This is a genomic window from Pseudomonas sp. GYB4201, from assembly GCF_056312595.1.
This window is the reverse complement of sequence record NZ_JBWGIG010000001.1, coordinates 309069-322752: the sequence shown is the minus strand read 5'-3', so window position 1 is coordinate 322752 and position 13684 is coordinate 309069. Positions and strand designations below refer to the sequence as shown.

Annotated in this window: 16 protein-coding genes and 2 pseudogenes; 3 read left to right on the top strand and 15 right to left on the bottom strand. The window is 64.3% G+C overall.

Features of this window, described 5'->3' with window-relative positions:
• Positions 1-104 precede the first annotated feature (104 nt).
• The 13 genes and pseudogenes from AC0Z2B_RS01440 to ubiE form a co-directional block, all read right to left on the bottom strand.
• Complete coding sequence (locus AC0Z2B_RS01440; RefSeq protein WP_476294855.1) at positions 105-365, bottom strand: DUF3077 domain-containing protein; 261 nt, start codon at positions 363-365, stop codon at positions 105-107.
• Between the two features lie 470 nt (positions 366-835).
• Positions 836-1078: a DUF3077 domain-containing protein gene (locus AC0Z2B_RS01435; RefSeq protein ID WP_416422029.1), complete on the bottom strand. Its 243-nt coding sequence runs from the start codon at positions 1076-1078 to the stop codon at positions 836-838.
• 332 nt (positions 1079-1410) lie between these two features.
• A pseudogene (locus AC0Z2B_RS01430) lies at positions 1411-2514 on the bottom strand (methyl-accepting chemotaxis protein); the annotation flags it as partial.
• Positions 2515-2643: 129 nt separating this feature from the next.
• Positions 2644-2910 (bottom strand): annotated as a pseudogene (locus AC0Z2B_RS01425) (methyl-accepting chemotaxis protein); the annotation flags it as partial.
• Positions 2911-3184: 274 nt separating this feature from the next.
• Positions 3185-3892: a 16S rRNA (uracil(1498)-N(3))-methyltransferase gene (locus tag AC0Z2B_RS01420; RefSeq protein ID WP_476294854.1), complete on the bottom strand. Its 708-nt coding sequence runs from the start codon at positions 3890-3892 to the stop codon at positions 3185-3187.
• Complete coding sequence (tatC, locus tag AC0Z2B_RS01415; RefSeq protein ID WP_476294853.1) at positions 3889-4677, bottom strand: twin-arginine translocase subunit TatC; 789 nt, start codon at positions 4675-4677, stop codon at positions 3889-3891. Before tatC ends, AC0Z2B_RS01420 begins: the two co-directional genes overlap by 4 nt.
• Positions 4674-5102 (bottom strand): Sec-independent protein translocase protein TatB, encoded by a 429-nt coding sequence (gene tatB, locus AC0Z2B_RS01410; protein WP_476294852.1) that lies wholly within the window; start codon positions 5100-5102, stop codon positions 4674-4676. Before tatB ends, tatC begins: the two co-directional genes overlap by 4 nt.
• A 4-nt stretch (positions 5103-5106) precedes the next feature.
• Positions 5107-5373 (bottom strand): twin-arginine translocase TatA/TatE family subunit, encoded by a 267-nt coding sequence (locus tag AC0Z2B_RS01405; RefSeq protein WP_416422034.1) that lies wholly within the window; start codon positions 5371-5373, stop codon positions 5107-5109.
• Between the two features lie 23 nt (positions 5374-5396).
• Positions 5397-5735 carry a phosphoribosyl-ATP diphosphatase gene (locus AC0Z2B_RS01400; protein ID WP_416422035.1) on the bottom strand — a complete coding sequence of 113 codons (339 nt, stop codon included), beginning with the start codon at positions 5733-5735 and terminating at the stop codon, positions 5397-5399.
• Entirely contained in the window at positions 5728-6129 is a 402-nt protein-coding gene (gene hisI / locus AC0Z2B_RS01395) for a phosphoribosyl-AMP cyclohydrolase (protein ID WP_416422036.1), read from the bottom strand. The genes AC0Z2B_RS01400 and hisI overlap by 8 nt, the downstream gene beginning before the upstream one ends.
• 72 nt (positions 6130-6201) lie before the next feature.
• Complete coding sequence (gene ubiB, locus AC0Z2B_RS01390) at positions 6202-7806, bottom strand: ubiquinone biosynthesis regulatory protein kinase UbiB (RefSeq protein WP_476294851.1); 1605 nt, start codon at positions 7804-7806, stop codon at positions 6202-6204.
• Positions 7803-8426: a ubiquinone biosynthesis accessory factor UbiJ gene (locus AC0Z2B_RS01385; protein ID WP_476294850.1), complete on the bottom strand. Its 624-nt coding sequence runs from the start codon at positions 8424-8426 to the stop codon at positions 7803-7805. The genes ubiB and AC0Z2B_RS01385 overlap by 4 nt, the downstream gene beginning before the upstream one ends.
• The gene (ubiE, locus tag AC0Z2B_RS01380) at positions 8426-9196 is read right to left on the bottom strand and encodes a bifunctional demethylmenaquinone methyltransferase/2-methoxy-6-polyprenyl-1,4-benzoquinol methylase UbiE (RefSeq protein ID WP_476294849.1); all 771 of its coding nucleotides are present in this window, start codon (positions 9194-9196) and stop codon (positions 8426-8428) included. Before ubiE ends, AC0Z2B_RS01385 begins: the two co-directional genes overlap by 1 nt.
• A 137-nt stretch (positions 9197-9333) precedes the next feature.
• On the opposite strand from ubiE, the gene AC0Z2B_RS01375 reads away from it, so the two are divergent.
• Positions 9334-9612 (top strand): polyhydroxyalkanoic acid system family protein, encoded by a 279-nt coding sequence (locus AC0Z2B_RS01375; protein ID WP_416422040.1) that lies wholly within the window; start codon positions 9334-9336, stop codon positions 9610-9612.
• An 85-nt stretch (positions 9613-9697) separates the two neighbouring features.
• On the opposite strand, the gene cptA is transcribed toward AC0Z2B_RS01375, so the two are convergent.
• Positions 9698-11431, bottom strand: coding sequence for a phosphoethanolamine transferase CptA (cptA, locus tag AC0Z2B_RS01370; RefSeq protein WP_476294848.1), 1734 nt, complete (start codon positions 11429-11431; stop codon positions 9698-9700).
• Positions 11432-11656: 225 nt separating this feature from the next.
• On the opposite strand from cptA, the gene AC0Z2B_RS01365 reads away from it, so the two are divergent.
• Both AC0Z2B_RS01365 and AC0Z2B_RS01360 read left to right on the top strand, forming a co-directional pair.
• Entirely contained in the window at positions 11657-12094 is a 438-nt protein-coding gene (locus tag AC0Z2B_RS01365) for a phasin family protein (RefSeq protein ID WP_416422042.1), read from the top strand.
• 10 nt (positions 12095-12104) lie between these two features.
• Positions 12105-12866, top strand: a complete 762-nt coding sequence (locus tag AC0Z2B_RS01360; protein WP_476294847.1) for a phasin family protein — start codon at positions 12105-12107, stop codon at positions 12864-12866.
• A gap of 181 nt (positions 12867-13047) precedes the next feature.
• On the opposite strand, the gene AC0Z2B_RS01355 is transcribed toward AC0Z2B_RS01360, so the two are convergent.
• Positions 13048-13662, bottom strand: coding sequence for a TetR/AcrR family transcriptional regulator (locus AC0Z2B_RS01355; protein WP_416422044.1), 615 nt, complete (start codon positions 13660-13662; stop codon positions 13048-13050).
• Between the last annotated feature and the right edge of the window lie 22 nt (positions 13663-13684).

Here is a 13684-nt window from a genome sequence, read left to right as displayed (position 1 = left end):
GTAGCCGCTGCCGAAGGCTGCGCGGGTTCTAACTAGCGCAGCAAATATGCAGCGTACCCAGGGGCCAGCGCAGCCTGGCGGCAGCGGCTACAGACGCCGGCGTGTCATGTGAGGGTTGTGGCATCCACCAGCGCCTTGGCTGCATCGATCAGCGGGATGATGGCGCGTGCCAGGCGCTTGTCGCCCAGGGTGTCGCTGTCTGCGATTTCGTAAGCAACGGCGCCGGCGTAACCGAGCAGCAGGGAGGCGTGGGTGAGGGCATCATCGGGGTGCAGGTCTTCGCTGACGGTGAACAGCGGTACGCCGTTGCGGTCTTGGGGGCCGAACGACTGGCTTTTGGTCAGGCAGGAAACATCGATATTCATTACAAGAAACCTTGGCAAGAAGATTGGCGCCAACCTGATTGCTTGCACGCAATCAGGGGTGGCGGCTGGACACAGGTGTGCAAGACCGGGGGAATATCTGAAAACCCAGCAGGGCCGAAGCCCTCCCGTGTACAGCCGCCATAGCTTTCTTGAAGGCGTACAGGTACGCCGGCAAGCATTCTACAACAGCCGCAAATATTCCCCTCAGGCTTGCACACCTGATCGCTGTGTTCAGCGACCCGGGGAGCCTATCCCCGGCACCCCGCGACCTCAAGTCGGACGTTTCCGAAATTGCCGTAACCTTGTAGGACGCCCACCCCGTAGCAGCTGCCGCCAGGCGGCGTCAGCGGCGCACGCGGATTCCCTGTAGCCGCTGCCGAAGGCTGCGCGGGTTCTAACTTGCGCAGCAAATATGCAGCGTACCCAGGGGCCAGCGCAGCCTGGCGGCAGCGGCTACAGAAGCCGGCGTGTCATGTGAGGGTTGTGGCATCCACCAGCGCCTTGGCTGCATCGATCAGCGGGATGATGGCGCGTGCCAAGCGCTTGTCGCCCAGGGTGTCGCTGTCTGCGATTTCGTAAGCAACGGCGCCGGCGTAACCGAGCAGCAGGGAGGCGTGGGTGAGGGCGTCGTCGGGGTGCAGGTCTTCGCTGACGGTGAACAGCGGTACGCCGTTGCGGTCTTGCGGACCGAAAGTAGTGGGTTCTGTAAGCATTCAAAAAACTCCGAAGGGTATTTAAGCCGCCGCCAACGCTTGCACGCATTGGGTGGCGGCCGAACGCAGGTGTGCAAGACTGGGTACCCTTCGACCCCAGCAGGACCGAAGTCCTCCTGCGCCGGCCGCCATAGTTTTCTGAAGGCGCAACAAGACGCCGACAGCATTCTACCGCAGTCGCAAAGGGTACCTCAGGCTTGCACACCTGATCGCTGTGTTCAGCGACCCGGGGAGCCTATCCCTGGCATCCCATCCCGTAGCAGCTGCCGCCAGGCGGCGTCTGCAGGCGCCGCGGATGGCCCCGGACGCAGCCTTCGGCAGCTGCTACGGGGTTAGACTCGGAAGCGGCCTACCAGGCCTTGGAGGTGGGTACCCAACCGCGCCAGTTCGATGCTCGACGCCGCCGTTTCTTCACTGGCCGCCGAGGTCTGGTCCGACACATCCCGCACGTTCAGCACGCTACGGTTGATCTCTTCGGCCACCGCGCTCTGCTGCTCGGCTGCCGCGGCGATCTGCTGGTTCATGTTCTGGATGGTCGACACCGTGCGGGTGATGTTTTCCAGCGAGTTGCCGGCGCGGCGGGTCAGTTCGACGCTGCTGTCGGTGAGGCTGCGGCTGTTGTCCATCACGGTGGCGACTTGCTGGGTGCCGCTTTGCAGGCCGGCGATCAGTTGCTCGATCTCTTCGGTGGATTTCTGCGTGCGCTGGGCCAGGCTGCGCACCTCGTCGGCCACCACGGCGAAGCCGCGGCCGGCTTCGCCTGCGCGGGCGGCCTCGATGGCGGCGTTGAGGGCCAGCAGGTTGGTCTGCTGGGCCACGGACTTGATCACGTCCAGCACGCCGCCAATCTTGTCGCTTTCGCGCTTGAGGTGGCCCATGGCCTCGGTGGAATGCCCCACCTCGGCCGCCAGGCGCTCGATCTGCTCGATGGCCTCGCTCACCACCCGGTCGCCCTCGCGGGCCTGCTGGTCAGCGGCTACGGCTGCCTCGCTGGCCTGCTCGGCGTTGCGCGCCACTTCCTGCACGGTGGCGGCCATCTGGTTCATGGCGGTGGCCACCTGGTCGGTCTCGACTTTCTGGCTGGTGACGCCGGCGCTGGTCTGCTCGGTGACCGCCGACAGCTCCTCGGCGGCGCTGGCCAGCTGGGTGACGCCGTCGCTGATCCCGGCGATCAGGGTACGCAGGCCCACGGTCATGCGCTGCAGGCTGTTCTGCAACTGGCCCAACTCGTCGCTGCGGTCCACGGTGTGGGCGTGGGTGAGGTCGCCGGCGGCCACCTCGTCCATGATTTTCAGGGTGGCGTGCAGCGGGCGCACCACCTGGCGGGTGATGGCGAAACCGGCCAGCACGCTGAACACCAGGGCCATGAGCGCGCTGCCCGCCAGCCATTGCCTGGCGCTGGTGGCGTCGGTGTCGCGCTTGGCGGTTTGCGAGCGGGTCAGCTCGGCACTCATGTCCAGCAGCACGCTGCCGTCATCGGCCAGGCGCTTGAACAGCGGCGCGGTGTCGCGCTGCGGGTCATTGGCCTTGCGCGCCTGGTCCAGCTCGGTGACGGTCTGGCGGTAGTCGCGGGTGGCGCTGATCTGCCGCTCCAAGCGTTCCACGTCCTCAGGGGAGGTAAGCAGCGCGTGGGCGCTGGCCAGCTGGGTGTCCAGCTTGCCCAGCACCGCCAGCACGCCTTCGATGCTGCCGTTCTCGTTCGCCACGCTCAGGCGGGCGATGCGCAGGTCGCGGGTCAGGTCACTGATGGTGGCGATGGTGTTGAGTTTGTTGCCTCGCTCGATCAGCGCGCCCAGGCCGTTCCAGCCGGCGGTGAAGGTGAGCAGGGTCATGGCCAGCACCAGGCCGAAGCCCAGCATCAATTTGCGTTGCACACCGATGTGCCCGAGGTGGTATTGCATCCAACGATACATGCGCTTGCACTCCTAGCGAGCAGACAGGGCGTTTTGCCATTAGCGTGCCTTTGTATCGGCCCTGTGCCTAGGATCTGTAATACCGTGGATCGGACTTTTATGGGGGGTAGCCTGTAGCCGCCGGGCTTATGCCGCGCTCGGGATCTGCTGTGGGGCATAGGGCCAGCGCAGCCTGACGGCAGCGGCTACGGGGTTAGAACAAACGCGCCAGCAGCGCGGTGACGGCAGTCTCGACGCGCAGGATGCGCTCGCCCAGTTGCACCGGGTTCAGGCCTGCCTTGCCCAGCAGTTCGACCTCGTAGGGAATCCAGCCGCCTTCCGGGCCGATTGCCAGGGTGACCGGCTCGCTCAGGCCGCGGGGGCAGGGCGGGTGATCGCCGGGGTGGCCGACCAGGCCCAGGGTGCCGTCGGCGATGGCCGGCAGGCGGTCTTCGACGAAGGGCTTGAAGCGTTTCTCGATGATGATTTCCGGCAGCACGGTGTCACGCGCCTGTTCCAGGCCCAGCACCAGGTTCTCGCGAATGGCGGCGGGCTGCAGGAAGGGCGTCTGCCAGAAGCTTTTCTCCACCCGGTAGCTGTTCACCAGGATGACCTTGGCCACGCCCATGGTGGCCACGGTCTGGAACACCCGCCGGAGCATTTTCGGCCGCGGCAGGGCCAGCACCAGGGTCAGCGGCAGTTTGGCCGGCGGCGGCTGGTCCAGGACCACCTGCAGCTCGGCTTCGCGGGCTTCCAGGCGCAGCACCTCGGCGCGGCCCATCAGGCCGTTGATGCGGCCCACGCGCAGGCTGTCGCCCACGGCCACGCCATGCACTTCCTGCATGTGCTTCAGGCGGCGGTCGCGCAGGACCACCCGGTCGGCCGCGATGAAATCGGCCTCCTCGAGCAACAACAGGTTCACGGCTGGGTCGCTGGCGGCTGGTCGTTGTGGTCGCTGGCGTCTTCTTCATGATCGCCGCGCTTGCTGACCAGGCCGCCAAACAGCACGCCGATCTCGAACAGCATCCACATGGGCACGGCCAGCAGGGTCTGCGAGAAGATGTCCGGCGGGGTCAGGAGCATGCCGACCACGAAGCAGCCGATGATCACGTACGGGCGCATCTTCTTAAGCTGCTTGACGTCGACCACGCCGATCCACACCAGCAGCACCACGGCCACGGGGATCTCGAAGGCCACGCCGAAGGCGAAGAACAGGGTCATGACGAAGTCGAGGTAGCTGGTGATGTCGGTCATCATCTGCACGCCGGCCGGGGTGGCCGAGGCGAAGAACTTGAAGATCAGCGGGAACACCAGGAAATACGCGAAGGCCATGCCGCAGTAGAACAGCAGGATGCTGGAGATCAGCAGCGGCACTGCCACGCGCTTCTCATGCTTGTACAGGCCGGGCGCGATGAAGCCCCAGATCTGGTGCAGGATGACAGGGATGGCCAGGAACAGCGAGACCATCATGGTCAGCTTCAGCGGCGTCAGGAACGGCGACGACACGTCGGTGGCGATCATGGTCGCGCCCGCCGGCAGGTATTCACGCAGCGGCACCGAGACGAAGGTGTAGATCTGCTGGGTGAAGGCGAACAGCGCGGCGAAGATGACGAAGATCGCCGCTACGCAGCGCAGCAGGCGGGTTCGCAGCTCGGTGAGGTGCGAGACCAGCGGCATGGGCTGGTCGTTTTCGGGAATTTCGCTCATGGGGCTCGCGGCGGCTGGGTCGGATCGTGAGGCGGCGTGTGGGCGCCGGGGACTTGCTCGGGCGATGGCTGTGCCGGGTGAGCCTGGGTGGGTTGCGCGGTGTGGCTATCGCGACCAAGGTCGGCTCCTACGGGGGGAGGCGTCTGGACCTGTTGAGGTTGGGCGACCGGTGGCTGCACAAGCGGGTTGAGGATCTTCTTCGCTTCCTGTTCCAGCGAGAGGATGTGCTCGTTGTGCAGCTGCCGGCGAATCTCGTCGGCGCCGATTTCACGTTCCACTTCCGCCTTGATCGCATTGAAGCTGCGCTTGAGCCGGCCTACCCACAGGCCGGCGGTGCGGGCGGCGCCCGGCAGGCGCTCGGGGCCGAGCACCAGCAGGGCCACCAGGCCCACCAGAAGCAATTCGCTGAAGCTGATCCCGAACATGACTTCAGTCTTTCCTGATGGGGTCTTCGACTTTCTGGGCCGTGGCATCGATGGTGTGCGGCTGGCTCAGGGGCGAGGTGGCCTGCGGGTGCACTGGCTGGGCAGGTGGCACCGGCTGGTCGGCGGGCTTTTCGTCGTCGTTCATGGCCTTGCGGAAGCCCTTGATGGACTCGCCGACGTCGGTGCCCAGGTTTTTCAGTTTCTTGGTACCGAACACCAGTACCACGACAATCAGGATGACAATCCAGTGTTTCCAGTCAAAGAGACCCATGGGGTAATTCCTCGTTCGATACGTTATGCAGAAGGCTGGCGGGCGGCTTTTTCGGCGTGGCCGGAAAGCCCGAAGCGGCGGTCCAGTTCGTCCAGGACGGCCTGCGGGTGTTGCCCCAGCGCAGCCAGCATGACCAGGCTATGGAACCACAGATCGGCGGTTTCATAGATGACATCGCTGTAATCTCCGCTGACGGCGGCGTCCTTGGCGGCGATGATGGTCTCGACCGACTCTTCGCCGACCTTTTCCAGAATCTTGTTCAGGCCCTTGTGGTACAGGCTTGCGACGTACGAGCTGTCTGGCTCGGCGCCTTTGCGCGACTCCAGTACCTCGGCGAGCCGGGTCAGGGTGCTGTCAGTCATGGGAGTGTCCTGGCTGGTAGATGGCTTTCGGGTCCTTGAGCACGGGGTCGACGGTTTGCCAGCCGCCGTTTTCGTAGACGCGGTAGAAGCAGCTCTGACGACCAGTATGGCAGGCAATGTCGCCCACTTGTTCAACCATCAGGATAATCACGTCGGCGTCGCAGTCCAGGCGCATTTCGTGCAGGTGCTGCACGTGGCCTGAGTCCTCGCCCTTGCGCCACAGCTTGCCGCGCGAGCGCGACCAGTAGATGGCGCGGTTCTCGGCGGCGGTCAGGGCCAGCGCCTCGCGGTTCATCCAGGCCATCATCAGCACGCGCCCGGTCTTGTGATCCTGGGCGATGGCCGGGACAAGGCCGTCGCTGTTCCAGTTGATCTCGTCCAGCCAGTCTTTCATTTTTGACTCCGACAACGAGTTCGATCAGCTCGAACTCCTCACTAGTGTGCCACCCCGATGGGCGGCTGGCTATCAACGCGCGACCAGGTACAGGCCCGCGGCCAGCATGATCCACGCGGGCCACGCGGCCAGGCTGTCAATGGCGCCGCCGGTGGCGGCCAGTGTCGCACCCCCGGCCAGCAGGGCGCCACCCACCACGCGCAACACGCGCTGTTCGCGTGGCTGCTGCCAGGGCGGCGGGGCGTCCTTGGCGTGGGGCTGCGACATGCGTTCCAGCAGGTCGCGGGTCATGTTGGCCAGGTGCGGCAGTTGCTCTACCTGGGATTGCACGTTGTGGAACAGGCTCTTGGGGCTCATGCGCTCGCGCATCCAGCGTTCCAGGAACGGTTGGGCGGTGCTCCACAGGTCCAGGTCCGGGTACAGCTGGCGGCCCAGGCCCTCGATGTTCAGCAGGGTCTTTTGCAGCAGCACCAGCTGCGGCTGCACTTCCATGTTGAAGCGCCGCGCGGTCTGGAACAGGCGCATCAGCACCTGGCCGAAGGAGATGTCCTTCAGCGGTTTCTCGAAGATCGGCTCGCAGACGGTGCGGATCGCCGCCTCGAACTCATTGAGCTTGGTCTCGGCCGGCACCCAGCCCGAGTCGATGTGCAGCTGGGCCACGCGGCGGTAGTCACGCTTGAAGAACGCAAACAGGTTGCGCGCCAGGTAGTCCTGGTCCTCGGGCGTGAGGCTGCCGACGATGCCGCAGTCGATGGCGATGTACTTGGGGCTCCACGGCGCCACCGTGCTGATGAAGATGTTGCCCGGGTGCATGTCGGCGTGGAAGAAGCTGTCGCGGAACACCTGGGTGAAGAAGATCTCCACGCCGCGTTCGGCCAGCAGCTTCATGTCGGTGCGCTGGTCGGCCAGGGTGGCCAGGTCCGTGACCTGGATGCCGTAGATACGCTCCATCACCAGCACCTTGGGGCGGCACCAGTCCCAGTACACCTGGGGCACGTAGAGCATGTCCGAGGCTTCGAAGTTGCGCCGCAGCTGGCTGGAGTTGGCCGCCTCGCGCAGCAGGTCGAGCTCGTCGTAGATGGTCTTCTCGTAGTCGGCGACCACGTCCACCGGGTGCAGCAGGCGCGCGTCGGCCGAGAACTTCTCGGCCCAGCGCGCCAGCAGGAACAGCCACGCCAGGTCCTGGCCGATGACCGGCTTGAGCCCGGGGCGCACCACCTTGACCACCACTTCCTCGCCGCTGCGCAGCTGCGCCGAGTGCACCTGGGCCACCGAGGCCGAGGCCAGCGGTTCGACGTCGAAGCGGCTGAACACCTCGACGATCTTGCTGCCCAGTTGCTCTTCGATGAGCTTGATGGCCTGCTGCGGGTCGAACGGCGGCACGCGGTCCTGCAGCAGCATCAGCTCGTCGGCGATGTCTTCGGGCAACAGGTCGCGGCGCGTGGACAGCAGCTGGCCGAACTTGATGAAGATCGGCCCCAGGTCCTGCAGCGCCAGGCGCAGGGCGGCGCCACGGGTCAGCTCCAGGCGCTTGCGCGGCAGCCAGCGCCAGGGCATGGCGAAGCGCGTGATGCGCAGGAACCACGGCAGGGGGAGGGCGAATAACAGGTCATCGAGACGGTAGCGGATCACGACGCGCTGAATGCGCAACAAACGGCGGACGGCAAGCAGCTTCATGCGTTATCGCTAGGTTTGAGGGATCGGGCGAGGCGCTCAAGGCGCGCTTCGAGGCGTTCGACATCGAGCTTGAGCTCGTCGATTTCGGCAAACCTGGCTTCGGCTTCGTGCTTGCCCACCAGGGTGCGGGTTTCTTCGGCCAGGTATTCGGCCATGTTCTGGTTCAGGCTGGACAGGCCCTTGCGCACCCAGCTGGCGTCGCGGCGCAGGTGGCCGCTGATCAGCTGGCTGGCCACCGGGCCGAGCCAGCGTTGCAGCTCGTATTCCCAGTCCAGTTCCAGGTCCTGCAGCACCGCCACCAGTTCCAGCAGCACGGCGCTGTCGCCGGCCAGGTCCACTTGCGGGCTGTGCAGCACGGCGGTCTTGTCGCGGCTCACCGCCAGCTGCGCCAGGCTGCTGGCCGGGGCCTGCAGCACGCAGTCGGCCGGCGCCGCCCATTGGCTGGCCAGCATCAGGCCTTCACCGCTGGGCAGGATGAACAGTTTCATGGCCGGCATCAGGCAATCGATCTCGATCACCTTGCCGGCCAGGCGCGCCAGCCGTGGCAACGCCGTGCTGTCCAGGCGCAGCACACGGTTGAGGCCGTGCTCGGCGCTGGCGATCAGGCCGCTGTACAGCATCAGGGCTTGATGCCGCGGTGCAGGGCGACGATGCCCGAGGTCATGTTGTGGTAGGTGACGCGGTCGAAGCCGGCCTGCACCATCATCGACTTCAGGGTTTCCTGGTCCGGGTGCATGCGGATCGATTCGGCCAGGTAGCGGTAGCTTTCCGAGTCGTTGGTGATCAGCTTGCCGGCCAGCGGCATGAACGCGAACGAATAGGCGTCATACACCTTGGACATCAGCTTGTTGGTGGGCTTGGAGAACTCCAGCACCAGCAGGCGGCCGCCCGGCTTGAGCACGCGCAGCATCGAGGCGATGGCGTCTTCCTTGTGGGTGACGTTACGCAGGCCGAAGGCGATGGTCACGCAGTCGAAGTAGTTGTCCGGGAACGGCAGCTTCTCGGCGTCGGCCTGGACGAACTTGACGTTGCCGGCCACGCCCAGGTCCAGCAGGCGGTCGCGGCCTACCTTGAGCATGGAGGCGTTGATGTCGGCCAGTACCACTTCGCCGCTGCTGCCCACCAGGTGGGAGAACTTGCGGGTCAGGTCGCCCGTGCCGCCGGCGATGTCCAGCACGCGGTTGCCGCTGCGCACGCCCGACAGTTCGATGGCGAAGCGTTTCCACAGCCGGTGCATGCCGCCCGAGAGCACGTCGTTCATCAGGTCGTACTTGGCCGCTACCGAGTGGAATACCTCGGCGACCTTCTCGGCCTTCTTGCTTTCGGGCACGTTCTTGTAGCCGAAGTGGGTAGTAGGTTCGGCATCGCTGGCTTTGCGCTGATCGGTCATATCGCTGTCACCGGAAAAAATTACTGGCCATTCTAATCCCCATGGCCGGCTTTGTCTTGGCAAGGCTGGTCGCAGATGGCTTGGAAGCGCAACCGCGCTACTATAGCCAGCATTATCACTTGAGCGGGACTGGTTGGATGACGCAAATCAGCGTTGAGCGCAAACATGGCCTTGGGCGCGATGCGGCCCGGCAGAAAGCCGAGGTGCTGGTGGACAAGCTGGCCAGGGAATATGACCTGCAGGCCCGGTGGGACGGGGATGTGGTAGAGGTCAAGCGCAGCGGCGCCAGCGGTACCATCCGCATCGGTGAAGACACCATCCGCGTGGACCTGAAGCTGGGCATGATGCTGTCGATCATGGGCTCGTCGATCAAGGGCGAGATCGAGAAGGCGCTGGATAAAGCGCTGGTCAGCTGACCCGTAGCAGCTGCCGCCAGGCGGCGTCAGCTGCTTGCGCGGTGCCTGTGACGCGGCCTTGCGGCCGCTGTTACAGGGGGGGTGGTTACTTCTGGACTACGGCGGTGCCGTCGGCCTTGGGCGCGATGGTGGCGTAGTCACGCAGGGTCTTGGGGTTGTACGGGTCGCCGATCAAGCGCGGGCGCGCCACGAACTTGTCGTTGACGATGCTCTTGGTCGGGTCCCATTCGTTGAAGCTCAGGCCCGCCAGGTCTGCCCACGTGTGGATCAGGTTCTGGGTGCTGTACGGCCGGTTGGCGTCGCCCTGGAAGCCCCACGCGTGGTCAGCCTTCCATTTCGGCGAGGCGTAGACCATGAACGGGATGGTGTACATGGCCGAGGTCGGGTTGCCTTCGTTGCGGCCCAGGTTGGTGTGGTCGCCCGAGTCGTACACGTCTTCGCCGTGGTCGGACAGGTACAGCAGGAAGCCGTTCGGGTCGGCGGCCTGGTAGTTCTTGATCAGGCTCGACACCACGAAGTCGTTGTACAGCACCGCGTTGTCGTAGTCGTTGTAGGTTTGCAGGCGTTCGCCGGTGATCGACGGCGGCACGCCGACGTTATCCTTGAACTTGTCGAACTCTGGCGGGAAGCGGTACTGGTAGCTGACGTGGGTGCCCAGCAGGTGGATCACGATCAGCTTGCGCGGTGCGCTGTCGGCCAGGGCCTTGGTGAACGGCTCGATCACGTCGCCGTCGTACTGGCGGGCGTTCTGGTTGCGGTTGTTGTTCATGTACGACTGCTCGTCCGCCTGCGCAGAGAAGGTGGTGAGCATGGTGTTGCGCTTGGTCAGGGTCTGCTGGTTGGTGATCCAGAAGGTCTTGTAGCCGGCCTGCTTCATCATCTTGACGATGGACGGCGTCTTCAGGAACAGGTCGGGGTGCTCTTCGTCGGCGAAGGTCAGCACCTGTTGTAGCGCCTCGATGGTGTAGGGGCGCGGGGTGACCACGTCGTTGAAGATGCTCAACTGGTCGCGCAGCTTGCTCAGTTCGGGGTTGGTGTCACGGCCATAGCCGTACAGGCTCATGTGGCCGCGGTTGGTCGACTCGCCAATCACCAGCACCAGGGTGGACGGCTGGCCGGCAGCCGTGTCCTTCAGGTTGGTCAGCGGCGGGATCTTCGCGTCCAGCGCCAGCATGTCCTGCATGCCGTCCAGTTGCTTGAGGTAGTTGTTATAGCCGATCACCAGCTGCCACGGCACCGCCGGCTCCATGCGACTCTGGAAGTTTTCCATGCCGTTTTCGAAGCCGCCTTTCTTCTTCACCGCTTTCACCAGCGGCCACACCACCAGGCCCAGGATCAGCGCCAGGCTCACCGCGATGGCCTTGGTGGTGCTGATGCGCACTGGGCGCAGGCGGGTCCAGATGAACACCGGCACCGCTGCGTAGAACAGGAATGCCGGCACCATCCACCACTGGAAGTATTGGCCCAGGTACTCGCCGGCTTCAGCGTTGTTGGACTCGAACATGATGAAGATCACGCTCTGGGAGAACTCCTGGTGGTACACCAGGAAGTAGAACAGGCTGCCCAGCGAGCACAGGAACAGCACGATGCCGATGACCGCGGCGATCACCTTGGTGCGCGAAGGGAACAGCAGCACCGGGATCAGCCACAGGGCGCTGAGGAAGAAGGCGTCACGAAAGCCCTGGAAACCGGTGGTGCCGGCGGCCAGGATCAGCGCCTGGGTCACGCCCGAGAAGTACCAGAAGAACAGGAAAAGCCAGCCCAGTCCTGCCCAATCGGTGCGGGCGCGGCGGGCAACTGTGGGGGATGCGGTGGTCATGTGGGTTCCAACTCTCGGCGATCAGGCACCGGAGTCAGCTGCCCGAAATCAAAAACGACACGCATGCTACGACGTCATATGTGAGTTTTTTGTCAAAACCCTGAATATTTCGTGACAAACGGATTTTGGTGCTTAGGGTGAGCATTCTAATTTTTGTCATTAAGGTGTGCCTATGCCCTGTGGTCGGGTGGGCAATCCTCCCTCTTTACAAGCATGAGGTGCACCATGGCAAAAGCGATCCTGAAGAAGAAGGTCCAGGTTCCGGCGGAACACGCCGCCGGTGAGGTTCGTTCCTACGCCCGCAAGATCTGGCTGGCCGGCATCGGTGCCTACGCCAAGGCAGGCAAGGAAGGCGTCAGCTACATCAAGGAGCTGATCAAGACCGGTGAAGACGTGGAAAAGACCGGCAAGAAGAAGATCGACGCCGAGATCAAGGCCGCCAACACCGAGATCGCCGAAGTGAAGGGCGAGGTGAAGGCCGAGCTCAAGTCCGTGAAGGGCAAGGTCGAGCTGCAGCTAGACCGCATCGAAAGCGCATTTGATTCCCGGGTAGCCAGTGCCTTGAACCGCATCGGCATCCCGTCCCGGCATGACGTTGAGACACTCTCTGCTAAGCTCGATGAGCTGACGGCATTGCTTCAACGTGTCGAGCGCAAACATTAAGGAGAGCAGGATGGCTGGCAAGAAGAAGGTTGAGAAAGAAGGCAGCTCCTGGGTCGGCGAAGTAGAGAAATACTCGCGTCAGATCTGGCTGGCTGGTTTGGGCGCTTACTCGAAGATCAGCAATGACGGCAGTAAGCTTTTCGAGAACCTGGTCAAGGACGGCGAAAAAGCCGAGCAACAGGCCAAGGAAGAAGTCGACAAGGGCGTGGACTCGGTGAAGTCCACCGCCAAGACCGCCAAGTCGCGGGTGGGCGATGTGAAAGAGCGCGCACTGGGCAAGTGGAGCGAGCTGGAAGAAGCGTTCGACAAGCGCCTGAACAGCGCCATTTCGCGCCTGGGCGTGCCTAGCCGCCTGGAAGTGAAGCAGCTGCACAGCAAGGTCGATACCCTGACCAAGCAGATCGAGAAGCTCACCGGGCAATCGGTGACGCCGATCTCCAGCCGCACCGCAGCTGCCAAGCCTGCGGCCAAACCGCTGGCCAAGGCCGCTTCCACCGCCAAGGCAGCCACCAAGGCGGTGGCCAAGCCGGTTGCGGCGAAAACCGCAGCAGCGGCCAAGACCGCCACCAAGGCAGCCGCCAAGCCAGTCGCTGCCGCCAAGGCTGCTGCCAAGCCGGCGGCGAAAAAGCCTGCGGTGAAAAAACCGGCAGCCGCCAAGCCGGCCGCTCCGGCCGCCAGCGCTGCCCCGGCGTCCACCGCCAACAGCGCCGCCGCCCCGTCCGCGCCAGCGCCAAGCAGCGCGTCGGCCCCGGCAAGCGCCCCGCAGTCCTGATAACCTCAGGCTGACCAAACGCCCGGCCCCGCAAAGGCCGGGCGTTTTTATTTGCCCGTGTAGCAGCGGCCCCCAGGCCGCGTCACGGGCGCCGCGCACTTGCTGATAGGCCAGTGTTGGCTGGGACGCCGCCTTCGGCAGCTGCTACGCGATTGGCGTTTTGGTTGGCGTGGTGGTGCTATTAACCCTCCAGGTAACGCAGCGCGATGCGTTCGGCGGCGTGCCTCGGCTCGGGGTGCAGGTGCGGGGCCACCAGCATCATGATCTGGTACACCACCACGCCCACCTCGCCGTCGCGGCCCAGGATGCGCTGGTAGTCCAGGGAAAACACCAGGGTCAGGGTGATCTGCTCCACCAGTTGCCCCAGGGCCTGGGTGTCGCTGGTGACCTGGCCCTGGGCTTTCAGGCTGGCCAGCAGCGAGGCCAGGGTGCGCTTGATGCCGTTGAGCAGGCTGCGCACGCCGCGCGCCAGCTTGGGCAGGCGCCCGGCCAGGTTGGACAGGTCCTGGAACAGGAAGCGGTACTGGGCCATGCGCTCCACGATCAGGTGCAGGAACAGCCAGTAGTCCTCGGCGCTGAGTTCCACGTGTTCAGGTGGGTCCAGCAGCGGTGTCAGCTCATCTTCGAAGCGTTCGAACAACCCCAGTATCAACGGCTCCTTGCCGTGGAAGTGGTAGTAGAGGTTGCCGGGGCTGATCCCCATTTCATTGGCGATCTCCATGGTCGAGACATTGGGTTCGCCCTGCTGGTTGAACAGCTGCAGGGCACACGCCAGGATACGGTCGCGGGTTTTCATCCGGTTTCTTGTCAGTCCTTGA